Annotated in this window: 20 protein-coding genes, 2 tRNA genes, 3 rRNA genes and 1 other RNA gene; 4 read left to right on the top strand and 22 right to left on the bottom strand. The window is 45.2% G+C overall.

Features of this window, described 5'->3' with window-relative positions; translation table 11 throughout:
- Positions 1-4 precede the first annotated feature (4 nt).
- From clpC to NSU00_RS00555, 4 genes are read right to left on the bottom strand one after another with little or no spacing between them, the layout of a single operon-like run.
- Positions 5-2,455, bottom strand: a complete 2,451-nt coding sequence (gene clpC, locus NSU00_RS00570; protein ID WP_013858051.1) for an ATP-dependent protease ATP-binding subunit ClpC — start codon at positions 2,453-2,455, stop codon at positions 5-7.
- Positions 2,456-2,471: 16 nt separating this feature from the next.
- Entirely contained in the window at positions 2,472-3,539 is a 1,068-nt protein-coding gene (locus NSU00_RS00565) for a protein arginine kinase (RefSeq protein WP_017553279.1), read from the bottom strand.
- Positions 3,539-4,084 carry a UvrB/UvrC motif-containing protein gene (locus tag NSU00_RS00560; RefSeq protein WP_017551242.1) on the bottom strand — a complete coding sequence of 182 codons (546 nt, stop codon included), beginning with the start codon at positions 4,082-4,084 and terminating at the stop codon, positions 3,539-3,541. Before NSU00_RS00560 ends, NSU00_RS00565 begins: the two co-directional genes overlap by 1 nt.
- A gap of 19 nt (positions 4,085-4,103) precedes the next feature.
- Positions 4,104-4,568, bottom strand: a complete 465-nt coding sequence (locus NSU00_RS00555; protein WP_371836356.1) for a CtsR family transcriptional regulator — start codon at positions 4,566-4,568, stop codon at positions 4,104-4,106.
- Positions 4,569-4,857: 289 nt separating this feature from the next.
- Between NSU00_RS00555 and NSU00_RS00550 the strand changes: the two genes are divergently transcribed.
- Complete coding sequence (locus tag NSU00_RS00550; RefSeq protein ID WP_235601124.1) at positions 4,858-5,004, top strand: hypothetical protein; 147 nt, start codon at positions 4,858-4,860, stop codon at positions 5,002-5,004.
- A 404-nt stretch (positions 5,005-5,408) separates the two neighbouring features.
- On the opposite strand, the gene NSU00_RS00545 is transcribed toward NSU00_RS00550, so the two are convergent.
- Positions 5,409-6,719, bottom strand: a complete 1,311-nt coding sequence (locus NSU00_RS00545; RefSeq protein WP_013858128.1) for a transposase family protein — start codon at positions 6,717-6,719, stop codon at positions 5,409-5,411.
- Between the two features lie 1,193 nt (positions 6,720-7,912).
- On the opposite strand from NSU00_RS00545, the gene NSU00_RS00540 reads away from it, so the two are divergent.
- Complete coding sequence (locus tag NSU00_RS00540; RefSeq protein ID WP_340703209.1) at positions 7,913-9,376, top strand: transposase; 1,464 nt, start codon at positions 7,913-7,915, stop codon at positions 9,374-9,376.
- A gap of 442 nt (positions 9,377-9,818) precedes the next feature.
- Here NSU00_RS00540 and NSU00_RS00535 read toward each other — a convergent pair whose 3' ends face one another.
- The 10 genes from NSU00_RS00535 to NSU00_RS00490 form a co-directional block, all read right to left on the bottom strand.
- Positions 9,819-10,115, bottom strand: a complete 297-nt coding sequence (locus tag NSU00_RS00535; RefSeq protein WP_017550908.1) for an LlsX family protein — start codon at positions 10,113-10,115, stop codon at positions 9,819-9,821.
- The gene (locus tag NSU00_RS00530) at positions 10,112-10,861 is read right to left on the bottom strand and encodes an ABC transporter permease (protein WP_017550907.1); all 750 of its coding nucleotides are present in this window, start codon (positions 10,859-10,861) and stop codon (positions 10,112-10,114) included. The genes NSU00_RS00535 and NSU00_RS00530 overlap by 4 nt, the downstream gene beginning before the upstream one ends.
- Before the next feature lies 1 nt (position 10,862).
- Positions 10,863-11,735: an ATP-binding cassette domain-containing protein gene (locus tag NSU00_RS00525; RefSeq protein WP_026104560.1), complete on the bottom strand. Its 873-nt coding sequence runs from the start codon at positions 11,733-11,735 to the stop codon at positions 10,863-10,865.
- Positions 11,736-11,800: 65 nt separating this feature from the next.
- Entirely contained in the window at positions 11,801-11,944 is a 144-nt protein-coding gene (locus NSU00_RS00520; protein ID WP_080612090.1) for a listeriolysin S family TOMM bacteriocin, read from the bottom strand.
- Positions 11,945-12,224: 280 nt separating this feature from the next.
- Positions 12,225-12,340: ribosomal RNA gene (gene rrf / locus NSU00_RS00515) — 5S ribosomal RNA — on the bottom strand.
- A 214-nt stretch (positions 12,341-12,554) separates the two neighbouring features.
- Positions 12,555-15,486: ribosomal RNA gene (locus tag NSU00_RS00510) — 23S ribosomal RNA — on the bottom strand.
- Positions 15,487-15,574: 88 nt separating this feature from the next.
- Positions 15,575-15,647, bottom strand: a tRNA-Ala gene (locus NSU00_RS00505).
- Positions 15,648-15,660: 13 nt separating this feature from the next.
- Positions 15,661-15,737, bottom strand: a tRNA-Ile gene (locus NSU00_RS00500).
- A 257-nt stretch (positions 15,738-15,994) separates the two neighbouring features.
- Positions 15,995-17,548: ribosomal RNA gene (locus NSU00_RS00495) — 16S ribosomal RNA — on the bottom strand.
- Together the 16S, 23S and 5S rRNA genes with 2 tRNA genes alongside form the textbook arrangement of a ribosomal RNA operon.
- Before the next feature lie 391 nt (positions 17,549-17,939).
- Positions 17,940-19,058: an RNA-guided endonuclease InsQ/TnpB family protein gene (locus NSU00_RS00490; protein ID WP_014096213.1), complete on the bottom strand. Its 1,119-nt coding sequence runs from the start codon at positions 19,056-19,058 to the stop codon at positions 17,940-17,942.
- Positions 19,059-19,145: 87 nt separating this feature from the next.
- On the opposite strand from NSU00_RS00490, the gene NSU00_RS00485 reads away from it, so the two are divergent.
- On the top strand, positions 19,146-19,286 hold the full coding sequence (locus NSU00_RS00485) for a ribbon-helix-helix protein, CopG family (RefSeq protein ID WP_003352379.1): 141 nt from the start codon (positions 19,146-19,148) through the stop codon (positions 19,284-19,286).
- A gap of 178 nt (positions 19,287-19,464) precedes the next feature.
- Here the strand turns inward: NSU00_RS00485 and NSU00_RS00480 are convergent, their stop codons facing one another.
- The 7 genes from NSU00_RS00480 to tadA all read right to left on the bottom strand — a co-directional run bounded on the left by NSU00_RS00480 (position 19,465) and on the right by tadA (position 23,702).
- Entirely contained in the window at positions 19,465-19,731 is a 267-nt protein-coding gene (locus NSU00_RS00480; RefSeq protein ID WP_237348762.1) for a pro-sigmaK processing inhibitor BofA family protein, read from the bottom strand.
- Positions 19,732-19,807: 76 nt separating this feature from the next.
- Entirely contained in the window at positions 19,808-20,020 is a 213-nt protein-coding gene (locus tag NSU00_RS00475) for a YaaL family protein (protein ID WP_013858046.1), read from the bottom strand.
- An 18-nt stretch (positions 20,021-20,038) separates the two neighbouring features.
- Positions 20,039-20,635 (bottom strand): recombination mediator RecR, encoded by a 597-nt coding sequence (gene recR, locus NSU00_RS00470; RefSeq protein WP_013858045.1) that lies wholly within the window; start codon positions 20,633-20,635, stop codon positions 20,039-20,041.
- 14 nt (positions 20,636-20,649) lie between these two features.
- Positions 20,650-20,976, bottom strand: a complete 327-nt coding sequence (locus NSU00_RS00465; RefSeq protein WP_013858044.1) for a YbaB/EbfC family nucleoid-associated protein — start codon at positions 20,974-20,976, stop codon at positions 20,650-20,652.
- A gap of 16 nt (positions 20,977-20,992) precedes the next feature.
- Positions 20,993-22,684, bottom strand: a complete 1,692-nt coding sequence (gene dnaX / locus NSU00_RS00460) for a DNA polymerase III subunit gamma/tau (RefSeq protein WP_061565185.1) — start codon at positions 22,682-22,684, stop codon at positions 20,993-20,995.
- 156 nt (positions 22,685-22,840) lie between these two features.
- An RNA gene (gene ffs, locus NSU00_RS00455) (signal recognition particle sRNA large type) lies at positions 22,841-23,105 on the bottom strand.
- Between the two features lie 87 nt (positions 23,106-23,192).
- Positions 23,193-23,702 (bottom strand): tRNA adenosine(34) deaminase TadA, encoded by a 510-nt coding sequence (gene tadA / locus NSU00_RS00450; protein ID WP_133537570.1) that lies wholly within the window; start codon positions 23,700-23,702, stop codon positions 23,193-23,195.
- A 1,143-nt stretch (positions 23,703-24,845) separates the two neighbouring features.
- On the opposite strand from tadA, the gene NSU00_RS00445 reads away from it, so the two are divergent.
- Positions 24,846-26,135 (top strand): glycoside hydrolase family 18 protein, encoded by a 1,290-nt coding sequence (locus NSU00_RS00445; RefSeq protein WP_340702162.1) that lies wholly within the window; start codon positions 24,846-24,848, stop codon positions 26,133-26,135.
- Positions 26,136-26,328 lie beyond the last annotated feature (193 nt).

The following is a 26,328-nucleotide window of genomic DNA, read 5'->3' as shown; positions in this document are numbered from 1 at the left end:
GGCATTAAGAATTGGACGATACAGCTTCCGACTCCGCCACACTGGCAAAAGTAAATTCGCCGTCTTTTACATCGACCAATACCTTTTGCCCTTCTTTTATATTGCCTTTCAGCATTTCTTCCGAAAGGCGGTCTTCGATGTTTTTCTGAATCGATCTGCGCAGCGGCCGCGCGCCGTATTCAGGATCGTAGCCTTTTTCCGCCACTTTTTCCTTTGCGGCATCCGTCAGCACAAGTTCGATATGATGCTCTTTTAACCGGTCCGACAATTCTTTCGCCATCAATGTGACAATTTCGTTCAAATGTTTCTTCTCGAGCGAATGGAACACAATGGTTTCATCAACACGGTTCAAAAACTCAGGCCGGAACGCTTTTTTCAGTTCCTCGAGCACTTTGTCCTTCATGTCTTTATAATCGGCCTCGACGGTATCCTGAATGGTGAAGCCGACGCTCTTGTTGCGTTTTAAAGCATCTGCGCCGACATTCGATGTCATGATGACAATCGTATTGCTGAAATCAACCGTGCGGCCCTTGGAATCGGTCAGGCGGCCGTCATCCAGCACCTGAAGCAAAATGTTGAAAACGTCCGGATGCGCTTTTTCAATTTCATCAAGCAGCACAACCGAATACGGTTTTCTCCGTACCTTTTCCGTCAGTTGGCCGCCTTCTTCAAAACCGACATATCCAGGCGGCGAACCTACGAGGCGGGAAGTCGAATGTTTCTCCATGTATTCGGACATATCAATCCGGATCATAGCGTCTTCATCGCCGAACATCGCTTCCGCAAGCGCACGCGCCAGTTCTGTTTTTCCGACCCCTGTCGGCCCGAGGAAAATGAAGGAACCGATCGGGCGTTTCGGATCTTTTAATCCTGCCCGTGCACGGCGGACTGCTTTTGCCACAGCAAGCACCGCTTCTTCCTGCCCGATCACACGGGAATGAAGGATTTCTTCAAGGTGCAAAAGCCTTTCCGTTTCGGTTTGCGCCAGTTTCGTCACTGGAACTCCCGTCCAGCTCGAAACAACAAGCGCTATATCATCGACTGTGACTTCGCTGTTTTCCCGGCCTTGTTTTGCCTTCCAGCTTTTCTTCGTTTCCTCCAGCTGTTCGCGCAGTTTCTGTTCGGTATCCCTTAACGCAGCCGCTTTTTCAAATTCCTGGCTCTGGACGGCTGCATCTTTTTCCTTGCGCACCTCTTCCAGTTTCAATTCCAACTCTTTCAAATTCGGCGGCGTTGTAAAGGAACGGAGGCGCACTTTCGATCCGGCTTCATCAATTAAGTCAATCGCTTTATCCGGCAGGAACCGGTCTGCGATATAGCGGTCCGAAAGTTTTACAGCGGCTTCGATCGCCTCATCGGTAATCGAGACGCGATGGTGTGCTTCATAGCGGTCGCGCAGCCCTTTTAAAATCTGGATCGACTCATCAATCGTCGGCTCATCGACCTGGATCGGCTGGAACCTTCTTTCCAGTGCCGCGTCTTTTTCAATATATTTCCGGTATTCATCCAGTGTCGTAGCACCGATGCACTGCAGTTCGCCGCGGGCAAGCGACGGTTTTAAAATATTGGAGGCATCAATGGCCCCTTCCGCACCGCCGGCCCCGATTAAAGTATGCAGTTCATCAATGAAAAGAATGATATTGCCGGCCTGGCGGATTTCATCCATCACTTTTTTCAGGCGGTCTTCAAATTCGCCGCGGTATTTTGTGCCGGCTACAACCGTACCCATATCGAGCGTCATGACCCGTTTGTCACGTAGGGTTTCCGGCACTTCATTATGGACAATTTGCTGGGCGAGTCCTTCTGCAATGGCCGTTTTCCCGACGCCCGGTTCCCCGATCAGGACAGGGTTGTTTTTTGTCCTCCGGCTCAGCACTTCAATGACACGCTGGATTTCTTTGCTCCGCCCGATTACCGGATCAAGGGAATCTTCCCGTGCGATCGCTGTCAAATCGCGGGCCAGGCTGTCCAGTGTCGGTGTGCTGACGCTGGCCGCCGAACCGCCCTGCACGGATGCTTCACTGTTGCCCAATAATTGGAGCACCTGCTGCCTTGCTTTATTTAAGCTGACGCCGAGATTTGTCAGCACACGTGCCGCAACGCCTTCACCTTCACGGATCAGCCCGAGGAGAATATGTTCCGTTCCAACATAGGAGTGCCCGAGTTTTCTCGCTTCATCCATTGACAGTTCAATCACTTTTTTGGCCCTTGGCGTGTAGTGGATCGTTTGGGAAATTTCCTGGCCGTTCCCGATCAGGGTTTCCACTTCTTCCTGGATTTTTTCGGCGCTTAAACCCAGGCCGTACAGCGCTTTTGCTGCGATGCCTTCCCCTTCGCGGACAAGTCCGAGCAAAATATGTTCCGTTCCGATATTGTTATGTTTCAGGCGGATTGCTTCTTCCTGGGAAAGGGCCAGCACTTTCTGGGCTCTCTCTGTAAATCTTCCAAACATCATCTGTCATTCCTCCTGTTCATTTGGTCTCCTCAAGCCTCAAACGTTCTCTTATCAGTGTAGCCCTCCGGATATCCCTTTCATACGGGCTGAGCGCTCTTCCGGCATAAAGCTGTAAAAATCCTGGCTGCATTAAAATCATCAATTCATTTAAAATTTGTTTCGAAATGTTTTGAATATAGCCCAGATCAATTCCCAGCCGGACATCGGACAAACAACGGGCCGCTTCTTTTGTTTCAATGATCCTGCTGTTTTGCAGGACACCGAGCGAACGGTAAACCCTGTCTTCTAATTGTATGTTTGAAGTCTGCACCAATGCTTCCCTTGCCGATCTTTCCTGTGTAATGATCTGCCGGATGACACTGGTTAAATCTGAGACAATGTTTTCTTCCGATGTTCCGAGTGTCACCTGGTTGGAAATTTGAAAAATATTTCCGATGGCTTCGCTTCCTTCGCCATATATTCCTCTTACCACCAAACCAAGCTGATGAATCGCCGGAATGATTTGTTTAATTTGCTGTGTCAGCACAAGCCCCGGCAAATGCATCATGGCCGATGCGCGGATGCCTGTTCCGACATTCGTCGGGCAGCTGGTTAAGTAACCGAGCGTTTCATCAAAAGCATAATCGGCCCCATTTTCAATCAGGTCATCAAGCTGATTGGCTTTCTGAAGCGTTTCATGCAATTGAAGCCCCGGAGAAAGACATTGTATGCGTAAATGATCTTCCTCATTTATCATAATACTAATATCTTCGCCGCTTGACAAAATAACTGCCCCGTCACCCGATTCTTCGGCAAGCTGCGGGCTGATCAGGTGTTTCTCCACAAGCACCCTTTTTTCGAGCGGTTTTAATTCATCCATTTTTAAAAATTCAACCTGCAGTTCAGCCGGAAAATGATTCCGGGCGATATCCTGGATTATTTTCATAATTTCCCTTGCTTCCTCGGTACTAAACAAGGACGGGAACCGGAAATTTTTTAAATTTCTTGCCAGACGGACACGTGAGGTCAGTACAATTTCCGATTCAGGCCCCTGCTCGTTCATCCAGGAACTGGACGCTTCGTGCAAAAAATGTTCCAAAGACATTACTGCTCCCCTCCTTTAGCTTGAGAAGAACCTTCAAGTGCACGAATTTGATCGCGGAGTTCTGCTGCTTTTTCAAATTCTTCCTGGCTGATGGCTTCCTGCAACGCCGCCTTTAGTTCCTGCAGTTTCTTCTTTGTGTAAATGGCACCGCCAATCCGTGCCGGTATTTTTCCTTCATGCGCAACGTTGCCGCCGTGGAGGCGCTGCAAAATCGGGACAAGCTGGTGCTGAAACGTCTCATAGCAATGCGGGCAGCCTAACCGGCTCGTATTTAAAAACCGGGTCAATGTCATCCCGCAATGGCTGCAGCGAAGCACATCCGGGTCAGGCGCTGTTTCCTGTTTGAAAAGTTGGATGGCCGGGTCAAAATTAAAAAGGCCCGCGAGCAAATTATCGAAGGAAAAGCTTTTTCCCCAATCCGATGAAAACTTTTCCCCTTTCTCCTGCGCGCACTTTTCGCAAAGATGGAATTCCGTTTTCACACCGTTTATAATTTTTGTAAAATGCATGGTTGCCGGCCTTTCATTGCATTCCTGGCAAATCACAGCATACTCACCTCTATTGTTACTTGTATTTTAAGGTTGTTAACATGGATTTCAACATTCTGGCACGCAGTTCATCCCGTTCCGGCAACTGGATGTAGAGCACGGAGCGGTCCATCACGCTGAGCATGATTTTTGCCTCCCGCCTTGAGATCACCTCTTCTTCAACGAGCCGGAGAATGATGGCTTCCGCATTGGACTGGGAGATGACATTGCCGATATGCACGAGCAGCTGGTCAATCAGTTCCGCATCGCTTTCAGGCCGCACTTTCATGATCCGGATATAACCGCCGCCGCCCCTTTTACTTTCAACAATATACCCTCTTTCAATCGTAAACCGCGTATTGATGACATAATTGATTTGTGAAGGGACACATTGGAACTTATCGGCAATCTCATTGCGTTTTATTTCAAGAATTTCTTTTTCATTCAGTTCCAGAATCCGTTTTAAATATTCCTCTATGATATCAGATATATTTTTCATCAAAGCCACCTCCTGACACTGTCTTTTGACTTTGACTATATTTGACTATAATTATACAGGATTCCCCCGCAAAAATGCAACAGAACAACCCGCCCAATTTTAATTTTTCGGGTAATCTGATTATAATATGAAGATCGGAAATTGATCAGACAACAATTTACTTGACGCTTGCATACTGAAAGTAACATAACTTCAACTTTTTTGAATTTTTTTACCCCGAGAATTGCGATATTACAAAACCCTTATAATCCATGGATTTGAAAAAGAGGTTAATGACTACCCCGTTCGTGCCATGTGGAATCCCACCCTGGCAGTAATCGTATTCCAACATGAAAGCATTGAGAAATTATGCCGGAAGCTCTCCCATAATGGCCAATTAAGGGAGGTGTGTGGATTTGAAGGGCAGGTTCCGCCTTCATATGCCTATCGCGATTTCTAAAATTTTTAATCCGTGACGAAGAAATGCCTGATAAAATGTTTGGACTTTGGTGGAACAGCTCATTGAACAGTTGCCGGGTTTTGCTAAGCATTTGGCCACCGATAGCAAGGCAATTCCATCGTTTTCTAAACATCCGAACAAGAACGAAACCGAGGACGGGCATCGAGATCTGGATGCAAATAACAGCCAGAAAACTTACAGTGGTGTGCAGTTCTGAAGAGTAAATTCATCAATTTTTAGATGTTTTATGATAAAATGACTTATCCACATTTAGAAAATTTTTCCATCTATTTTTTCTGCTTTCAAAGTCAAAAAGAGCCGAATTTGCAAATTTCTTTTTTAAAATTGTGGATAACTTCAAAAAAACCTTTTTTTACATCACATCCTTTGCTATAATATAACCATTAAGTAAACCTTACTTGTATTGGCTTACTTAAATGGGTGAAATCCTCGTCTGTTAAAATACGTGTCCGAAACGATTCCAACAGATTTGAGGATTTTTCTTTTGCCGTTTTTTTGAGTGCTTTTAAGATTGACGAACCTTTTTCAAACAGCTGTCTAATAATATCTGTTATTTGAACTAATAAATAATGATTTTTCATGGCTGTGTAGTTTTGGCTATTGGCATGTTCTATATTGTAACGATTATTTTTTTGTTCGTTAAATCCTTGATTTTCAATCTTCCAGCGGCTTCTTCCTGCAGCGATGAGTCGTTCCACGTTCTTTTTCGTGATTTTAATATCCGTTATAAATACATACTCTTTCGATTTCCCATCCTCTGTTTTCATTGTGGCCTCCATCAGATTGACCGTTCTGTCTTTGTAGGCAATATCATTCACCCAAACTAATGAATTCTGATCCTTACTTTGTTCCAGCTCTTTTATTGCCTTAAACTCCGTCGAGATACTTTTAATTCTCCCTTCCTTAAATCTGCATATATATTTCCATTTGTGCGCCCTGCACAGATTAAATACCGTTTCACATGCATAGAGACTATCTCCCAAGATACAAATCGGTAGTCTTTTAAATATTTTTTTTATTTTCTTTGCCAGCCTGTCGAAGGCTTTTAATTCACAATCTTGCTTAGAAACATTTTCTGATTCATTTTCGATAAATTCGGAGGCAATACTGAAGACCATATCCCCCACGACAAGCTTGGCTTCAAGTACATGGTGCATATAAAGTACGTTCGTTTCTCCTGTTTCTTTATTTGTATATGCCCGTCTCAGGCAGTGTTTACAATGTTTCTCATGAAAGGTGTGTAATCCAGTTCCATCAATGATGACACCCCAGTACTTTCCTTCAATTCGATAAGACTCGAGAGACCTTTTTTTCAATAATTCTTTAATCATATACGTTCTAATTTTTTCTAATTCATTTACATCTAAGCCAGATAAAAAGTCGTTAATTGTATCATAATGTGGAAGTTCTTCAAGAGAATCTAAGCCTAACACCTTCCCTACATTTTTAATACATTCTTCTTTATTAAAACTCTCACTCATGTTTCTCATGGATTTTAGGCCGGTCATATTTTTCAACATCATCGTAAATAAAAGGACCTCTGGACCATAAGTGATATAGCTTTGATGTCGGTGGTCTGCTACCTTTTTTAGGTTATTCATCAGGTCTTTGAAAAAATGCTTCTGAATTTTAAGGAACTCGAAAAAATAATTTGCTTCTTTTTCACGATTTCTTTTTTCTTTTCTAGTAACCAAAATAAAAACCCCCTCAAAACAGCCAAGTTTAATTAGGGCTTGCTGAACGAATCAAATTTTAGCTTGTATTCGACTTGTCACTAAGCCATGCCAAAATATTCGTCCAGCAAGCTCTAATTATTTAAATTATTACATATTTAGCCGCATTTTTGGGGGGGGAATAGTTAAATTATCACGAAAAATTTTTACTCCTCAGAGCTGCAGTGGTGTGACAAGAGATGGAAAACTGTGGCAAAAAATTGTAAAATGGTTTGGCCACAAACCGCATCTGGTGGTAAACGCAGCATACGAGTTACCGGTAACATTAAGTGGAAAAGAGAATACAACAGACGTAGAGCTGTAGAGCGTGTGAACAGTCGGCTTGATACTTCGTTCGGCTTTGAGCTTAATACGATTTGGGGAATAGCCAACATAAAGCTGTGTTGTGGGCTGGCATTCTGTGTCATGTTAGCCATGTCTTTAGGTCAGATCAAAGAAAAACCCGTCTAAAAAAATAAAAAACCTCATTTTTTAACTGATCCACATACAGGAAATTAATTTTAAAAGGAGATTATGGATGTTGGAATTTGTGGACCCTTTTCAGGATACATTTTTATATTTCTGTATTTATCTGTTAAAAGTATGTTTTTGGATATACAAGAACTACTTATACGGCAGCACATATAAATTTATCTGACAATTTTATTTTCAATGATGTTTTATTTGTACTGAAAGAAAAAATGCCAACATCGCAAATAGTTTTAAATGAAATACACACTGAATTTTTGAGTCAATAATTAATAGAATCCTCCAAAGGCGCCCTTAGCAGATTTTCGGGCACCTTTTTATTTCAAACTTCTATTTTACTTTAGAGCCCTTGCCAAAATGCTATATCCCCTGAAACTGTAAGCAGTCAGACAATTAAAGGTCGTTGATTTATTCCACTAAAGAAAAAAGACGTTTGTAGGAACATTATGACAAATGTAAAAAGAAATTGTGAGTTTTTGATTTTAATGGGGTAAATTTATTTATTATAAGTGTCTAAATTTTTCCACTTTGGTCGGTTTTAGGCGGGTTTCAATAGATTAAGCTACTCATTCCTGTGGTAAATATTGTAAAACGGAAAAGGATGATTTTTTTGAAAAAAAAAAGAGCCATGAAAGCCACTCCTTTGTTAAGATATAAGTACGACCAAATATCCAGGGAGTGATTTCATGACTATTTCTATTCTAACACAAACCAGAGACTTTTCAATACAACAAAATTTGATTCCCCACAATTGGCAAGACTATGCCGATATACCATTTGTCATTCCAGCCATGTGTTTCCCTTGGGAGATTTTTAAGCCGATTGAACGAGAATACTACACCCTTTTATATTTGCACCTAAAAAATGAAAGAGCACATGATCCTTCTAATGAAATACAACCGGCACTATTTTCAATAACGGAGGAAGAAGACAAGTCTGCGTCTTCATTATTTCATCTCCCTTCCACTGGGAGAAAACCGCATCCTTTCATGCCCTTTTTTCGTGCTTTTGAACTGGCCTCTTTACAGTATATTGAAGTGATGGTGGAGAGTGTCTATTTGCAAGTGAAATCAAACCCGCTATTTGCCACCATGTGTGGATTTACGGAGAAAATTCCGAGCTACCGTTCCTTTGCTCGTTTTGATCAAATCATGACAACAAATGGTCTTTGGGAAAAAGCCCGGCTATTGGTTGTTGAATATAATAAAGGGGAAGGCGTGGTTGAAACGAATGAGGAAGCAGCCGCCGTGGATACATCGCATATAGAGGCAGAAGCAACCTTGAATAAAACAAGGAAGACGTGTTCTTGTGAGGGTAATTGCGATTGCCCCAGAGTCCTTACGGACGACAATGTAGGGGTAATGCGTAAAAGTAATGCAGTCTCCTATATTGCGCATAAATTATCAATGGTATGCGGGGTGAGATCCGGTTTGCCTTTGACGCGGGAAGTATTTAAAGGAAATACACCCGATGGGAAAACATTAGAACCGACATTGGAAACGTTTAAGGCAGAGCACCCCGAGATGGCTGAGCAGTTGAGCTTTATCCTGGCAGATGGAATCTACCAAACGCCGGAAAATCAAAAAGTGACAAAGGATGTATTACAGGCGAAATTGGTGGCACCGATCAATCCACGGAACCGTAAAGATAAACCAACTACCGCCCGAGGGATTGAAAAAATCAACCGGTACGGCACTCCCATCTGTATCAGTGGACATAAAATGGAACTTAGAGGATCTGATCGGGAAAAGGGGCAATATATTTACACTTGTCCTGTATTTCATCCAAATGCCAAGCAAGAAGGTCTCACCTGCCCGCTAGCGAATCACGCGGAATGTTGTAATGGGGCAGCACAAGGAAGAGTATTTAGGATGGACTTTGATCAAACGCCTCAAGTAGATGTCGAGTTGCCTCAACATGGGCGCACATTTGAAGTGTTATATAGTGCCAGGACGATCATCGAAAGAATCTTTGGCATTCTAAAAGACGGATACAGTCTCCGTCGTGTTCACAAGCGTGGGAAGCAGGCAGTTGAAGCTCATGTAGATCGATGCATGATATCTATGCACATCATGGCAAATATGGCGTACCATCAGACAGGAAAGGCCAATTGTGGATGGACACGCAATCGGCTGCAAAGAGCAAATTAAGTTATTCACAGGTGGATATGTGAATAACTCAAATGAACGTTTTCTTTCCACAAAGGGTAGTGAAAAAAACCATTTTGTGAAGGCGGGATACGTATGCCCTTTTTTTGAAGAAAAATGACCGTTTTACTTCTATTGAATTAAAAATCTGGATGTAAATTGAAAATCTGGATGAAAAGGCAAAAAAAAATCGGGATAATTAATTTTCCAGAGCCTCGCTCAAGGGTATATTTTTATTTTGGCAGAGGCTCTTTCATTATAAATCATCATACTTTTAAAATCACTTATCCTTTGTTTGTTCATATTCAACAGGTAATTCATCATTTCTGAGCTTTCAGTACCCGAAATGACTTGTCCAAAAATATGTGTGTTATCTTTATTCGAACTATTTGTATAATCACCACTAACAACAGTGTGTGCATTTAGCATACCCTTCAATTTGTAATCAATCATTTTTTTTCTTACCTTTCATCGAAAAGAAAGTTTCACTAATTATGACAAGCAGAACGGAGATAATGACGCCGATAAACATCATGTTATTGTTAAAGGCGCTTCCCTTAGTCTGGCTGCCTTCTTTAGTAATATGATAAATTTTAAGTCCAAATAAATTTACATTATATGAACTAGCGTTTCCCGTGTTAATTTGTCCATAGCCCATAAAAATTAAAATAAAGCAGAGCAATGCAGAAAGTGCAACACCTAAAATAATCTCAATTATAATTCGCCTGACTTGTTGATTCATATTCTTTTCCACCTCAAACTTATTTTGTGAAAAGCAAATAATAGCAAACCAGTAAGAAAAACAATCAAAGTATTAAGCTCTAAGAAGCGTGGAATGAAATATCTTTTTCTGCTCCATATTGAGAAAAAGTCATTCATTAGATATTTAACAGGGATAAAATTACCGATACTTTTGATACCTGCAGGTAATTGATCATAATTGATAAACACACCACAAAACATGTAGATCATAAATAAACAAATCATACCAAAAGGTAAAATAATTTTCGTATTTCTAATCATAATCGCAATTAGAGTTCCTACCACAAGCATTGCTACAGCACAATATAAAACATTCACAAAATAAGATAGCAAATAAATGACAGAAGGAACTTTCAAGTGAAAAAATATAAGTGCAACAACAATGTTTAAAGAAACATTAATTAAAGTCAAAACCAAATAGGAAAGAATATCTGAGACTACCATCTTTTTAACTTCTACACCCAAATAACTTAGTCTCCTATAACTATTATTTTGAATACTCTCTGCAATCCATATTGGATAACTTATCATAAATATTGGCACTAGCCCAATTCCAGTACTAATTAGAAAATATTTATCTATAAAATGATAACCATTTCCGATGGGAAAATTTCCATAACTAGCAATCATAATGATCATCATTAATAATGGGAAAACCAAGGCAAAAAAAATTGAAAATGGGATTCTAAACTGCATCTTTAGACTTAGCCATAAATATTTTATCATTCTATTTTTTCCCTTCACAAGCCACTATGTAACAGGTATAGATATTTTGATAACAAAGTGAGTATTCAATGTTGTTATCACTTAAGTAGTCCGTTACCAGTTTGTGTTGCTCATTGTTATTGCAAATAATGCCATACTTCGTTAAACGGGGTGTTGATAAATCAATAACTCGAAGCTTATAAGTTTCCTTTAATATCTTAAGAGAATTAACTGGACATCCTGTTTGTACAAGTGAAAAATGAGGAAAATCGCGAAATAGTTCCGTAATTCCCCCGTAGAAAAGAACCAAACCATTTTTTAAAATTATAATTTTTGTCGCCCAGTTATCCAATTCCTCAAAATAATGTGTTATATTAATAACTGTACTTTCTTGTGTTCTTTTTTTAATCAACTCCAAGAGCTGTTCCCTCTTCTGATAGTCCAATCCTGAAGTCAATTCATCAAAAAGATACACAGTTGCCTGTCTATATAATACAAGAGCTAATGTCAGTCTTTGTTGCTCCCCAATCGATAAATCTTTAATGTAGCTTTTATATAAGCTTTTTAGTGAAAACTCATTAAGAAAGTTATTAAGATGATCACCTTTTATACCGATAACCAAATCAATTAGTTCATAAACACGAAGTAAATCACTATACGCATTTCCCTGAAAAACAACTCCAATATCCTCTTTTTTAAAACTCCGTTTAATCTCACCTTCGTAATTTACATCGTTCAAAAGAGCATTTATAAATGTTGTTTTTCCTGCACCATTTTCTCCTATAAGGGCAACCTTATCACCTTTATTAATAACAATATGCTTTCCCTGAAAGTCAACGATCCGTCTCCCGTTTTTCTTAACCACCAAGTCCCTAATCTCTATAAGTTTTTCCATCTGAGTAACTCCCTTACTAAAAAGATTTCCAAGAGAACCAGCTAGATCCCTTGGAAATCTTTTTATTAATTCCTTGCTGGAGTTGATGCACACGTAGAGCATGAACATGAACAGGAGCATGAACAAGAGCAACAACCACCTGCATAGTTCATTGCTTCTTTATACGTTACCTTGCCATAGGTATTGTCACGATGCTCTTTGATTCTCATAACTTAACCACCTCCTTAATTCATAATCCCAAGATAACTCCCACATATAAATTTAGCATCAATTTGATAACATTAAGAACTTTATATATCCTATATAAAATTATGAGTTCCCAATGTTCAGTTATATTATAATACTCACTTATTAATTTGTCAACAAATTTTTTAAAATTTTATAAAATTCCCTTGCCAAATTCAAAAGGTAAATCATTATCGAAGTGTAAATGTACTCAGCATGTTATTCAACGCCAAAAAGGCCAACTTATTCAGTTGGCCTTCAACTGCCCGGCAACGTCCTACTCTCGCAGGGGGAGACCCCCAACTACCATCGGCGCTGGAAAGCTTAACTTCCGAGTTCGGGATGTATTCGGGTGTGACCTTTCCGCCATCATCACCGGACCTGTATTTTATTTTGGGATGTGTTCCCTGAAAACCGGATGGGAGAAAAAACTGTAAACGGAGAATGCGTTTCTGCTTCTAACTTTGAGAATTGTCCAGCTCCGGTGCCTAGCCCCTCGAGGTCGAATCACCTGCCCGCCACGGAGCCAAAAGACGCCTCCATGCCGGTCAGAACATTCGCTTGTCGGGGCTAAACAAGGCACCTCCGCTTTTCGTGGTTAAGTCCTCGATCGATTAGTATCCGTCAGCTGCACGCGTCACCGCGCTTCCACCCCGGACCTATCAACCTGATCATCTTTCAGGGATCTTACCAGTTAAACTGTGGGAAATCTCATCTTGAGGGGGGCTTCATGCTTAGATGCTTTCAGCACTTATCCCTTCCGCACATAGCTACCCAGCGATGCCTTTGGCAAGACAACTGGTACACCAGCGGTGCGTCCATCCCGGTCCTCTCGTACTAAGGACAGCTCCTCTCAAATTTCCTGCGCCCGCGACGGATAGGGACCGAACTGTCTCACGACGTTCTGAACCCAGCTCGCGTACCGCTTTAATGGGCGAACAGCCCAACCCTTGGGACCGACTACAGCCCCAGGATGCGATGAGCCGACATCGAGGTGCCAAACCTCCCCGTCGATGTGGACTCTTGGGGGAGATCAGCCTGTTATCCCCAGGGTAGCTTTTATCCGTTGAGCGATGGCCCTTCCATGCGGAACCACCGGATCACTAAGCCCGACTTTCGTCCCTGCCCGACTTGTAAGTCTCGCAGTCAAGCTCCCTTATGCCTTTACACTCTGCGAATGATTTCCAACCATTCTGAGGGAACCTTTGGGCGCCTCCGTTACCTTTTAGGAGGCGACCGCCCCAGTCAAACTGCCTGCCTGACACTGTCTCCCACCCCGGTAAGGGGTGCGGGTTAGAATTTCAATACAGCCAGGGTAGTATCCCACCGATGCCTCCGCCGAAGCTGGCGCTCCGGTTTCCAAGGCTCCTACCTATCCTGTACAAGCTGTACCAAAATTCAATATCAGGCTGCAGTAAAGCTCCATGGGGTCTTTCCGTCCTGTCGCGGGTAACCTGCATCTTCACAGGTACTATAATTTCACCGAGTCTCTCGTTGAGACAGTGCCCAGATCGTTACACCTTTCGTGCGGGTCAGAACTTACCTGACAAGGAATTTCGCTACCTTAGGACCGTTATAGTTACGGCCGCCGTTTACTGGGGCTTCAGTTCAGAGCTTCGCCTTGCGGCTAACCCCTCTCCTTAACCTTCCAGCACCGGGCAGGTGTCAGCCCCTATACTTCGCCTTGCGGCTTCGCAGAGACCTGTGTTTTTGCTAAACAGTCGCCTGGGCCTATTCACTGCGGCTTCCCGGGGCATACACCCCAAAAAGCACCCCTTCTCCCGAAGTTACGGGGTCATTTTGCCGAGTTCCTTAACGAGAGTTCTCTCGCTCACCTTAGGATTCTCTCCTCGCCTACCTGTGTCGGTTTGCGGTACGGGCGCCTTTCACCTCACTAGAGGCTTTTCTTGGCAGTGTGGAATCAGGAACTTCGGTACTTTAATTTCCCTCGCCATCACAGCTCCGCCTTGGCGCGAAGGATTTGCCTCCGCACCGGCCTAACTGCTTGGACGCGATCAACCAGTGTCGCGCTTGCCCTATCCTCCTGCGTCCCCCCATCGTTCAAACGGTGAAGAGGCGGTACAGGAATATCAACCTGTTGTCCATCGCCTACGCCTTTCGGCCTCGGCTTAGGCCCCGACTAACCCTGAGCGGACGAGCCTTCCTCAGGAAACCTTAGGCATTCGGTGGAAGGGATTCTCACCCTTCTTTCGCTACTCATACCGGCATTCTCACTTCTAAGCGCTCCACCGGTCCTTCCGGTCCGGCTTCAACGCCCTTAGAACGCTCTCCTACCACGGACACCAAACGGTGTCCATCCGCAGCTTCGGTGATACGTTTAGCCCCGGTACATTTTCGGCGCAGCGTCACTCGACCAGTGAGCTATTACGCACTCTTTGAATGATGGCTGCTTCTAAGCCAACATCCTGGTTGTCTAAGCAACGCCACATCCTTTTCCACTTAACGTATACTTTGGGACCTTAGCTGGCGGTCTGGGCTGTTTCCCTTTCGACCATGGATCTTATCACTCACAGTCTGACTCCCAAGCATAAGTTTTTGGCATTCGGAGTTTGTCTGAATTCGGTAACCCGATGAGGGCCCCTCGTCCAAACAGTGCTCTACCTCCAAAACTCTCCGCTTGAGGCTAGCCCTAAAGCTATTTCGGAGAGAACCAGCTATCTCCAAGTTCGATTGGAATTTCTCCGCTACCCACACCTCATCCCCGCACTTTTCAACGTGCGTGGGTTCGGGCCTCCAGCAAGTGTTACCTTGCCTTCACCCTGGACATGGGTAGATCACCTGGTTTCGGGTCTGCGGCCTCATACTCTTTCGCCCTGTTCAGACTCGCTTTCGCTGCGGCTCCGCTTCTTCAGCTTAACCTTGCATGAGACCGTAACTCGCCGGTTCATTCTACAAAAGGCACGCCATCACCCGTTAACGGGCTCTGACTACTTGTAGGCACACGGTTTCAGGATCTCTTTCACTCCCCTCCCGGGGTGCTTTTCACCTTTCCCTCACGGTACTGGTTCACTATCGGTCACTAGGGAGTATTTAGCCTTGGGAGATGGTCCTCCCGGATTCCGGCGGGATTCCTCGTGTCCCGCCGTACTCAGGATCCACTCGGGAGAGAACGAAGTTTCAGTTACAGGGCTTTTACCTTCTCCGGCAGGCCTTTCCAGGCCGCTTCACTTACCCCGTTCTTTTGTAACTCCCATATGAGTGTCCTACAACCCCGGAAGGCAAGCCTTCCGGTTTGGGCTGTTTCCTGTTCGCTCGCCGCTACTTGGGAAATCGCAATTGCTTTCTCTTCCTCCGGGTACTGAGATGTTTCAGTTCCCCGGGTGTGCCCTTCCTGCCCTATGGATTCAGGCAGGAATCCTGTCCGATTAAAGACAGGGGGTTTCCCCATTCGGAAATCTCCGGATCAAAGCTTACGTACAGCTCCCCGGAGCATATCGGTGTTTGTACCGTCCTTCATCGGCTCCTAGTGCCAAGGCATCCGCCGTGCGCCCTTTCTAACTTAACCATAAAAGGTTTAAATCCAAAAATAAGCGATTCTCGGTTTACTTGGTTTATTTCTCCTATCCAGTTTTCAAAGAACACATTTATAAAGGTGGAGCCTAGCGGGATCGAACCGCTGACCTCCTGCGTGCAAAGCAGGCGCTCTCCCAGCTGAGCTAAGGCCCCGATCATTAAGGAATGGTGGGCCTGAATGGACTTGAACCATCGACCTCACGCTTATCAGGCGTGCGCTCTAACCAGCTGAGCTACAGGCCCTTAATGAAAGGAAATATAAGGAAGGATTGAACCTTCAAAACTGGACAAAACGGAAACGCTAAACTTAATTTCGGAAAACCGAAGGTTTTCCTTTTATGTCTAGCTGCGGGCGCTATCGGCTAGCGTATTTCTACGTCTTCTCCCTACGATAAGCGGGCATCGATTCGCCTTTAAGGCTCATCGTGTTTCCTTTATCTCAGTCGAAGACTTCGAAATCCGTACGCCGATGAACGAGCGCCCTACGCTTTTCCCCTTAGAAAGGAGGTGATCCAGCCGCACCTTCCGATACGGCTACCTTGTTACGACTTCACCCCAATCATCTGTCCCACCTTCGGCGGCTGGCTCCGTAAAGGTTACCTCACCGACTTCGGGTGTTACAAACTCTCGTGGTGTGACGGGCGGTGTGTACAAGGCCCGGGAACGTATTCACCGCGGCATGCTGATCCGCGATTACTAGCGATTCCGGCTTCATGCAGGCGGGTTGCAGCCTGCAATCCGAACTGGGAATGGTTTTCTGGGATTGGCTTAACCTCGCGGTCTCGCAGCCCTTTGTACCATCCATTGTAGCACGTGTGTAGCCCAGGTCATAAGGGGCATGATGATTTGACGTCATCCCCACCTTCCTCCGGTTTGTCACCGGCAGTCACCTTAGAGTGCCCAACTCAATGCTGGCAACTAAGGTCAAGGGTTGCGCTCGTTGCGGGACTTAACCCAACATCTCACGACACGAGCTGACGACAACCATGCACCACCTGTCACTCTGTCCCCCGAAGGGGAAGGCCCTGTCTCCAGGGAGGTCAGAGGATGTCAAGACCTGGTAAGGTTCTTCGCGTTGCTTCGAATTAAACCACATGCTCCACCGCTTGTGCGGGCCCCCGTCAATTCCTTTGAGTTTCAGCCTTGCGGCCGTACTCCCCAGGCGGAGTGCTTAATGCGTTAGCTGCAGCACTAAAGGGCGGAAACCCTCTAACACTTAGCACTCATCGTTTACGGCGTGGACTACCAGGGTATCTAATCCTGTTTGCTCCCCACGCTTTCGCGCCTCAGCGTCAGTTACAGACCAGAGAGCCGCCTTCGCCACTGGTGTTCCTCCACATCTCTACGCATTTCACCGCTACACGTGGAATTCCACTCTCCTCTTCTGCACTCAAGCCTCCCAGTTTCCAATGACCGCTTGCGGTTGAGCCGCAAGATTTCACATCAGACTTAAGAAGCCGCCTGCGCGCGCTTTACGCCCAATAATTCCGGACAACGCTTGCCACCTACGTATTACCGCGGCTGCTGGCACGTAGTTAGCCGTGGCTTTCTGGCCGGGTACCGTCAAGGCGCCGCCCTGTTCGAACGGCACTTGTTCTTCCCCGGCAACAGAGTTTTACGACCCGAAGGCCTTCTTCACTCACGCGGCGTTGCTCCGTCAGACTTTCGTCCATTGCGGAAGATTCCCTACTGCTGCCTCCCGTAGGAGTTTGGGCCGTGTCTCAGTCCCAATGTGGCCGATCACCCTCTCAGGTCGGCTACGCATCGTTGCCTTGGTGGGCCATTACCCCGCCAACTAGCTAATGCGCCGCGGGCCCATCTGTAAGTGGCAGCCGAAGCCGCCTTTCCTTTTTCCTCCATGCGGAGGAAAAAACTATCTGGTATTAGCCCCGGTTTCCCGGCGTTATCCCAGTCTTACAGGCAGGTTGCCCACGTGTTACTCACCCGTCCGCCGCTAACCTTTTAAAAGCAAGCTTTTAAAAGGTCCGCACGACTTGCATGTATTAGGCACGCCGCCAGCGTTCGTCCTGAGCCAGGATCAAACTCTCAGTAAAGATGTTTGATAAAAGCTCAAAAAGAATTTGACGTTTCGTTTTGTCCAGTTTTCAAGGAACAATCGCTTTGTTTTTCAGCGACTTTTACATCATACCACGGCGCAACCAACATGTCAACTACTTTTTAGAAGTTTAATGCCGGATGCGATGACGAAAACTATTATACTAGGATAACGAAGTACAGTCAATCCTTTTTTTAATATGCCCGCTTTTTCGTGGGCGCTCCCGCTTCTTTCGGCCTAAGTTTTGGGTCCCTTCAAATGAATGTGAACTACCCACCACTTATCAACCTTACGGTTTGATTGAAGTGGGGGCTTCTCGACTTATCGTTGCTTTTACTAGCCAACGAAAACTGACCGAGCTAACCCTCTTGTTCCAAGAGTTTTGTTACTTATGATAACGCTAATAAGCGTAATCCCTCATTTTTGATATTGATTGCTGAATTGTGATCGCGATCTAATACAAAGCCGCAAGAACATTTATATACACGTTCAGATAATGGCATTTCTTTTTCCTTGCCGCAACATGAACACTTCTTAGTGGAGGGAAACCACTTATCAATTTTCACAAGTTGTTTCCCCTGTTCTTTTAGCTTATACGCTAAGAAAGTAGTGAACATACCCCAGCCGTTATCATGAACGCTTTTCCCAAAGTGAAGGGCTTGAGACATCCCTTTCATGTTCAAGTCCTCAATCACGACAGCATCAAAGTTAGAAGCTAATTCTTTTGACTTATGATGAAGAAAATTCATGCGTTGGTTCGCCACTTTCTCATGTAATTTAGCCACTACTAGTCGTTGCTTGTTCCAACGTGCAGAACCTTTCTTTCTTCGAGAAAGAATTCGTTGTGCTTTTGCTAATTTATCTAAGGCTTGCCGATAGTAACGTGGGTAATTGGCTTTCTTACCCTGTTCACTCTCGACATATAGACCATCCATAGCAAAATCCAAACCAACAACTTTCTGTATGTTAACTGGACGAATATCTTTCTCATATTCTGTCAAAATTGAAATGTAGTATTTGCCTGTCTTTGTTTTAGAAATAGTGCAAGATTTGATTTTATAATCAGCAGGTATCTCTCTATGCTGTTTCATTTTTATTGGCTTTTTGATTTTTGGCAGTTTGATATGACCATTTTCTAGCTTAATATTTCCGTTGACCATATTAGTTGTATAGGATTGTTTTGCTTTACGATTTTTGAACTTTGGAAAATCCGCATTTCCTTCAAAGAAATTCTTATAAGCAGTCTGTAAGTTCATTTGTGCATTTGCCAAAGCTAAAGAATCCACTTCTTTTAGGAATGGAAATTCACTTTTATATTTTGCAGGAGTCGGAAACTTTTGCTTTTTAAGCAATTCTTTATCATCCTTGAACTTTTCATACGTTTCTTTGCGTTCAGCTAACATCTTATTGTAGACAAAGCGAACACAACCAAATGTCTTAGCTAATAATGCGGATTGTTCTTTGTTTGGTAACAAACGAAACTTGAAAGCTTTGTTTTGCTTGGCCATATCCATTCACCTCACTTTGTGCGGAAAAATTTCGTATATATTGATTATACAGTAAAAAATCCGTACAATCAATATGAGGTGATCATCATGAGAGAAGAGAAAGAACGTGTAGAAATTCGTATGCCTAAGACGATATTAGAAAAATTGGAGCAATATCAAAAAGAAAATGGGATTCCAACTAGAACAGCCGCAATCTTAGAATTGTTGAGAAAAGGATTGGAAAAATAACTTTGGCTAAAGCCAACCGAAATTCATCTCCCACCTACTCATTGGTGCGATTCGCACCTTCACATTCCTTGAGGATGGGAGACTTCTTTCGGAAAGCCGTTAAAAAATGCGCCAAAGAAATGATGGATCATTTCTTTGGCGCTGGTTGTCTGCTGATGGCGGTCAAACGCCGCTTTTGTCAGGACAGAATCCACGTCTGAATGACAGTCAGGCCGATGACCCCGGGTATACCGAGCAGCCCGGAAATGGATACGGTGGCTGCATTGATCGGGACATGCAGCCCGTACCGGCCGCCCACCTGGTTTAAAAAGAAAAGGAGTACAGCCCCGATGATGGCTTTGATGCACAACTTTCCCGCCCATCGCAACGGTTTGGTTAAAGCTGCGGAAAACAGCAACAAAAGGATCAGGCCTACAATCGCAATAATGATGATGGTTGAGCTCAAGCGGATCACCCCTTTTTTCCGGCTGCTTTATTTTTATGAAGGAGTTGTCCAAAAAAGAACTTGAGCCGTGCTGCCCTTACTGTAGGCGAATATTTCTTCTTTTCACTTCCCGAAAAAGAAACACATATTTTGCTTCGGCCACTTTGGTGCGGAAGTAAAGTTCTTCATTAAATTCAAAACTTAGATTCTGGAGGGCATTTTGCTGCACCCATTCATTTTTTACGTTTGTGACCAAATCAAGAAGAAGCGCATCGTATGCTTTCCTGAGTTTTTGCTTCTTACTGAACATTGTATCCACCCCGTCAGGTTAAATTTCTCTTCGGCCTTCCAGTGCTTTTGATAAGGTGACTTCGTCGGCGTACTCGAGATCCCCGCCCACCGGCAGCCCGTGCGCAATCCGTGTCACTTTAATGCCGGACGGTTTTAAAAGCCGCGAAATATACATGGCTGTCGCTTCACCTTCGATATTTGGATTGGTTGCAAGAATCACTTCCTGGACGGTTTCATCGCGCAGGCGTTTGAGCAGATCCGGCACACTGATGTCTTCAGGGCCGATTCCGTCCATTGGCGAAATCGCACCATGCAGGACATGGTAAAGGCCGTTGTATTCTTTCATTTTTTCCATGGCAATGACGTCTTTCGGCTCCTCGACAACGCAGATCACGCTTCTGTCGCGGCGCGGATCGGCACAAATATAGCACGGATCTGTATCGGTGATATGCCCGCAAACGGAACAGTACGTCAGATCCCGTTTCGCATCGACAAGCGCCTTGGCAAATGCAAGGACGCTGTCTTCCTTCATATCAAGAACAAAAAATGCCAGCCGGGCCGCGGTTTTCGGCCCAATGCCTGGCAGTTTCATGAAGCTTTCCATTAATTTTGTGATTGGTTCAGGGTATTGCATTGTTGATCACACCTTTAAAATCCCGGAATATTGAAGCCTTTCGTGTACTTGCCCATCGTCTGCTCCGTCAGCTGTTCAACTTTATCCAGGGCGTCATTGGTGGCGACAAGGATCATGTCCTGCAGCATTTCGACATCGTCCGGATCGACGGCTTCTTCATTGATGCGCACTTCCAGCACTTTTTTATGGCCAGAAACGACAACGGTTACCATGCCGCCGCCTGCCGTACCTTCCACTTTCTGTTCGCCAAGCTGCTCCTGTGCCTCCATCATTTCTTTCTGCATCTTTTGCATTTGTTTCATCATTTTTTGCATATTGCCCATATTGCCCATTCCTCGCATATGAAACCCTCCAGTTTTAGTCTTTTATTTCAATTAATTCAGGCCCAAACAATTTGATTGCTTCGGTTACAACCGGATCATCCTGCGGTTTTTCTTCCTCTGCTTCTTCTTTATGGTGGTGGATATAATTTTCCCTGATCGTATTCCATTCATTTTCCGGAACGCCCGCAGCCTGGTACCCGGTTCCGGTTAATTCACTGAGCACGCTCGAAATCGCTTGTAAAAATTTCTCGTTTTCCATCGCCATCTGGCAATGGATCTCATATTTGAATTTGATGACAAAAGCGTTCGGCGACGCCGCCACCGGTTCCGCTTCGTTTAAAAGCGCCGCCTGCGACCGCATCTGCCTGCTGTTGAGCGTCTCAATCATATCGTTCCAACTGTTTTTAATCCGTTTGAGATCCTCTTTTGTCGCTTCTTTTAATATATCATGAATCCTTCCGACTTGTACCTTAAAACCTTTCGAAGTGCGCGGAATTTTTCTCGGGGCCTGCCGTTTTGGCGCATGTTCTGTTTCATCCGCCTCCGGCACCCCGTTTTGCTTGAGAGACTCGAGTTCTGATTCGAGCCGTTCGATTTTTTCAGCAAGTTTCCGGATGAGATCATTTTCCCCGGGATCCGGCGCTTTTTCTTCACAAAGTTTGATAAAAGCCACTTCCAAATAAACGCGGGCCATATTGGAAAAACGCATATCCTGCTGCGTTTGGTTCAGGATGTCAATAAAACGGTAAATTTCCTGCGTTTGAAGCGAGCGGCTCATTTCTTTAAACGCCTCATCTAAATAAACCCTTTGAACCGCTTCCTCCATCTGCGGGGCAGTTTTATACAAAAGTAGATCGCGGAAATAAAGGATGAAGTCTTCCACAAGCCTTGAAGGATCTTTTCCCTGCTGGAGAAGAGAACCGACAAGGTCAAGGCATTTTGCAGCATCCTTCTTTTGAATTGCCTGCGCAAGGCGGGTAAAATCATTCTGGGAAATGGAACCCGTTACCGTGAGCGCATCTTCCACTCTCACTTTCCCCTCGCTGAAAGAGACGGCCTGGTCAAGCAGGCTGAGCGCGTCCCGCATCCCGCCTTCCGCAGCATGGGCGATAATATTGAGCGCCTGTTCATCATATGCAATGCCGGTTTCGCCTGCAATATAAGCCAGGCGTTTAAAAATATCACGGGATGTGATTCGTTTAAAATCAAACCGCTGGCATCTGGAAACGATCGTAAGCGGAATTTTATGGGGCTCGGTTGTTGCCAGAATAAAAATGACATGTTTCGGGGGCTCCTCAAGTGTTTTCAAAAGTGCGTTAAATGCGCCGATCGACAGCATATGGACTTCGTCGATAATATATACTTTATATTTAACAACACTTGGCGCGTATTTGACTTTGTCGCGGATATCCCGGATGTCATCCACGCCTGTATTCGACGCCGCGTCAATCTCGATGACATCTGGGATCGTGCCGTCTGTAATCCCCCGGCAGACAGCGCATTCGTTACACGGTTCCCCGGTCGGAGCATGTTCGCAGTTCACCGCCTTTGCCAAAATTTTAGCGGCACTTGTTTTTCCTGTACCCCGCGGGCCCGAGAAAAGATAAGCATGCGTTGTTTTCTGTTGCAGGAGGGCATGCTGCAATGTTTTTGTCACATGCTCCTGCCCGACGACATCCGCAAACCGCTGCGGCCGCCATGTGCGGTATAACGCCTGATAAGCCATGATCAATCCTCCCGGCCAGATTTGCTTCCGACTCACACATTTCTTTTATTATACCTTAGGAAAAGCGATTTTACATCCCGAATCGAAAAGCATTCAAATATGGAAAAAACCCATCCCGGATCAGGATGAGTTTTGTTTTTTTATGTAATGAAACTGCCGCGCACCTTTCTTCGACCGACCCTCATAAGCGTTACTTAAGCAGTTAGCTCGACCCAGGCTGCCCTGCGGCACATGGAATGACCCGCTTAATGCTGCTTCCTTCCGGACCTGACATGGTTCGCGGGGTTCCATTGCGCAGGACCCGGGTGTCAACACCACTTACTTAAGGCTGGCCCTACAAGCAGCCGGCCTCGGAAAGGGATTCAGTCCCGCTGGAGCGGATTGCGGGTACAGGGCACCGCTGCCTCCCCACCTAGCGCGGCAAAATTGATACCAGTTTTAAGCGTTAAAAACTAACGCATAACTAAGTATACATGTCTTTTTTAAAAAAAGCAATCTCTCCCGCCTGTTAATTGGTGGGACTTTTTCCATCTTCCTCTGCCACAAATTTTTCCTTCTTTTTCTTCTCCCTTAAAGACCGGAAAAAGGACCGCAATAGCTCCCCGCATTCTGTTTCAAGCACACCGCTTACGACTTCGCTCCGGTGGTTAAAGCGACCGTCCTCAAGCAGGTTCATCAAAGTTCCCGCACAGCCCGCTTTTGGATCTTTTGCCCCGTAAACGACCCGCTTGATCCTCGATTGTAAAACGGCACCGCTGCACATTGGGCATGGTTCCAGTGTGACATACAACTCGGCATTTTCAAGGCGCCATGATCCGATCACTTCGCATGCTTTTTCGATGGCCAGAAGTTCCGCATGGGCGGCAGCACGCTGGGTGGTTTCACGCAGGTTGTGGGCTGCAGCAATCACTTTTTCATCGATCACAATCACCGCCCCGATCGGCACTTCACGGAGATGCTGTGCTTTTACGGCTTCCTGAATGGCAAGGCGCATATAATATTCATCGCGATTTTCCATCCAAACTCCTCCAAAAGGTATCGTAGCCTTATCGTAACACAGCCTTGAAAAAAATCACACTTGGTTTGGCCATAAGTTTTACACCGGCTTTCTTCGGGCAGGAGGGTCCTAACATGAAGAAATTGGATGCTCTTTCGTTACTGAGCACTTATATGTTAGGGAACATTGCAAAAAACGTTCGCTTCCTTCACTTAGAGGGGCTCTATGTTAAGAAACACTGAAAAACATGCTTGCTTCCTTCATTTAGCGGACGGCTACGTTAAGAAAGATGCGCAAATGGGTGCCCTTCCTTTACTTAGAACCCTTCTACGTTAAGAAACACTGCAAAAAATTTCCGCTTCCTTAATCTAGAGCGCCTTTAAGGAGTCGCGAGTGGGTTCGAAATGTCTTTTTGAAGCCGTCAAAAAGACAAAACACGTTGCATCCGGGCTCGAGATGTCTTTTTGAAGCCGTCAAAAGGACAAAACAAGACGCACCTGGGCTCGAAATGGTCTTTTGAAACCGCCAAAAGGACAAATCAAACTGCACCTGGCCCCAAAATGTCTTCTTGAACCTGCCAAAAGGACAAAACACGTTGCATCCTGGCCCGAAATGTCCCTTTGAAGCCGTCAAAAGGACAAAACACGATTGCATCCGGGTTCGAAATGTCCTTTTGAAGCCGTCAAAAAGACAAAACATACCGCACCTGGCCCCAAAATGTCTTTTTGAACCTGTCAAAAAGACAAAACAAGCTGCATCCGGGTCCGAAATGTCTTTTTGAACCTGCCAAAAGGACAAAACAAGCTGTATCCGGGCTCGAAATGTCCTTTTGAACCTGTCAAAAGGAGTCGCGACTGGGTCCAAAATGGTCTTTTTGTTAAGCAACACCACAAAAAATTTCCGCTTCCTTAATCTAGAGCTCCTCTATGTTAAGAAGCGCCACAAAAATCATGCCCTTCCTTTACTTAGAACCCTTCTACGTTAAGCAATACTACAAAAATCATGCCCTTCCTTCATTTAGCAGGCTGTTACGTTAAGAAATGCCGCAAAAATGGTTTGATGAATGATTCCGCAAAAAAAATGCGCACATAAAAAGCGGGCATGTTTTAAAAAAACGGGGCATAAAGATAACAATAGCGATGGCTGACACGAGGGGGGACTCGTTTGCAAATACATGTTGTCGAAAGAAATGACACGGTCTCAAATCTTGCGCAAAGATACAGTGTTCCGGCTTCAGAAATCATTTCGGCAAATGAACTTCCGGATCCGGATCGGCTTGTCATCGGACAGGCGATTGTCATCCCGATCACCGGGAGGTTTTATTGGGTCCGGCCGGGGGACAGCTTATATTCCATTGCACAACAAGCAGGGATATCTTACCAGGAACTTGCCCGCATCAACGGCATTTCTGTCCATCAGCAGCTCCGACCCGGGTTGCGCCTTTATCTGCCGCCTTCCCCGAAAAAAAGAGCAGAATTTAATGCGTATGTTGAACCATTCGGGAACACGGTTTCAGCGTCTCTTGAAACAAGTGCGCGAAAAGCGGCCCCGTATTTGACCTATCTTGCCCCGTTTGCATTCCGGGTAAACCGAGACGGCACACTTGTTGCCCCGCCGCTTGGAAATTTGCGGGCGATTGCCGATGCCCAAAACGCCATTTTAATGATGGTGATCTGTAATCAGGAAAACGGCCAGTTCAGCGATGAACTCGGGCGGATCCTTTTGAACGACGAAACCGTCCAGAACCGGTTTTTAAATGAAATTGTTCAAACCGCAAGCCGGCTCGGTTTCCGTGATATTCATTTTGACTTTGAGTATTTGCGCCCGCAGGACAGGGAAGCTTACAACCGGTTTTTAAGAAAAGCAAAAACGCGCTTCAGCCGGGAAGGTTGGCTCATGTCCACCGCGCTCGCTCCGAAAACGAGCGCCACCCAGGCCGGGCGCTGGTATGAGGCACACGATTACAGGGCGCATGGCGAAATTGCCGATTTTGTTGTCATTATGACCTACGAATGGGGGTATAGCGGCGGCCCGCCCATGCCGGTGTCTCCGATCGGGCCGGTCCGGGATGTGCTCCGCTATGCCATCACAGAAATGCCGCCCAATAAGATTTTGATGGGGCAAAATCTGTATGGCTATGACTGGACATTGCCCTATCAAACTGGCACAACAGCAAGAGCCGTCAGCCCGCAGCAGGCCATCCGGCTCGCGGGTGCGCACAATGTGCCGATCCTGTATGACACAACATCCCAGGCCCCTCATTTTAACTATACAGATGAAAACAACCGGCGGCACACCGTCTGGTTTGAAGATGCCCGTTCCATTGAGGCAAAATTTAATTTGCTTACTGAACTCGGGTTAAGAGGCATGAGCTACTGGAAACTCGGCCTCTCTTTTCCGCAAAACTGGCTGTTAATCGCCGATCGCTTTGATGTAGTCAAACGCCCTTCCTGAAGCAGCGGGTTCCGTTGCTTTTTTCTTTTGCCCCGGAATCCCGCTACTTTTTACCCGGAACCCGCTGCGCCGCACGGACGGGATTGCGAAGTCCTTTCCCCGCATTTATGCCGGCGCCAACTGGACGGTCCGGATGCAGGCCTGATCCGATACACAGAGCAAGCACCAGTCACATTTGAGTTCCATTTTTTGG

The organism is Weizmannia sp. FSL W8-0401, from assembly GCF_038009125.1.
Lineage (GTDB): Bacteria > Bacillota > Bacilli > Bacillales > Bacillaceae_C > Weizmannia > Weizmannia coagulans.
This window is presented reverse-complemented; position numbering and strand designations above follow the sequence as displayed.

Excerpts from the sequence above, each read along its gene's own strand:
- clpC (WP_013858051.1), bottom strand. The coding sequence starts at position 2,455 with ATGATGTTTGGAAGATTTACAGAGAGAGCCCAGAAAGTGCTGGCCCTT.
- NSU00_RS00565 (WP_017553279.1), bottom strand. The coding sequence starts at position 3,539 with ATGTCTTTGGAACATTTTTTGCACGAAGCGTCCAGTTCCTGGATGAAC.
- NSU00_RS00550 (WP_235601124.1), top strand. The coding sequence starts at position 4,858 with ATGTGGAATCCCACCCTGGCAGTAATCGTATTCCAACATGAAAGCATT.
- NSU00_RS00540 (WP_340703209.1), top strand. The coding sequence starts at position 7,913 with ATGACTATTTCTATTCTAACACAAACCAGAGACTTTTCAATACAACAA.
- NSU00_RS00535 (WP_017550908.1), bottom strand. The coding sequence starts at position 10,115 with ATGAATCAACAAGTCAGGCGAATTATAATTGAGATTATTTTAGGTGTT.
- NSU00_RS00530 (WP_017550907.1), bottom strand. The coding sequence starts at position 10,861 with ATGATAAAATATTTATGGCTAAGTCTAAAGATGCAGTTTAGAATCCCA.
- NSU00_RS00525 (WP_026104560.1), bottom strand. The coding sequence starts at position 11,735 with ATGGAAAAACTTATAGAGATTAGGGACTTGGTGGTTAAGAAAAACGGG.
- NSU00_RS00520 (WP_080612090.1), bottom strand. The coding sequence starts at position 11,944 with ATGAGAATCAAAGAGCATCGTGACAATACCTATGGCAAGGTAACGTAT.
- NSU00_RS00490 (WP_014096213.1), bottom strand. The coding sequence starts at position 19,058 with ATGGCCAAGCAAAACAAAGCTTTCAAGTTTCGTTTGTTACCAAACAAA.
- NSU00_RS00485 (WP_003352379.1), top strand. The coding sequence starts at position 19,146 with ATGAGAGAAGAGAAAGAACGTGTAGAAATTCGTATGCCTAAGACGATA.
- NSU00_RS00475 (WP_013858046.1), bottom strand. The coding sequence starts at position 20,020 with ATGTTCAGTAAGAAGCAAAAACTCAGGAAAGCATACGATGCGCTTCTT.
- recR (WP_013858045.1), bottom strand. The coding sequence starts at position 20,635 with ATGCAATACCCTGAACCAATCACAAAATTAATGGAAAGCTTCATGAAA.
- NSU00_RS00465 (WP_013858044.1), bottom strand. The coding sequence starts at position 20,976 with ATGCGAGGAATGGGCAATATGGGCAATATGCAAAAAATGATGAAACAA.
- dnaX (WP_061565185.1), bottom strand. The coding sequence starts at position 22,684 with ATGGCTTATCAGGCGTTATACCGCACATGGCGGCCGCAGCGGTTTGCG.
- tadA (WP_133537570.1), bottom strand. The coding sequence starts at position 23,702 with ATGGAAAATCGCGATGAATATTATATGCGCCTTGCCATTCAGGAAGCC.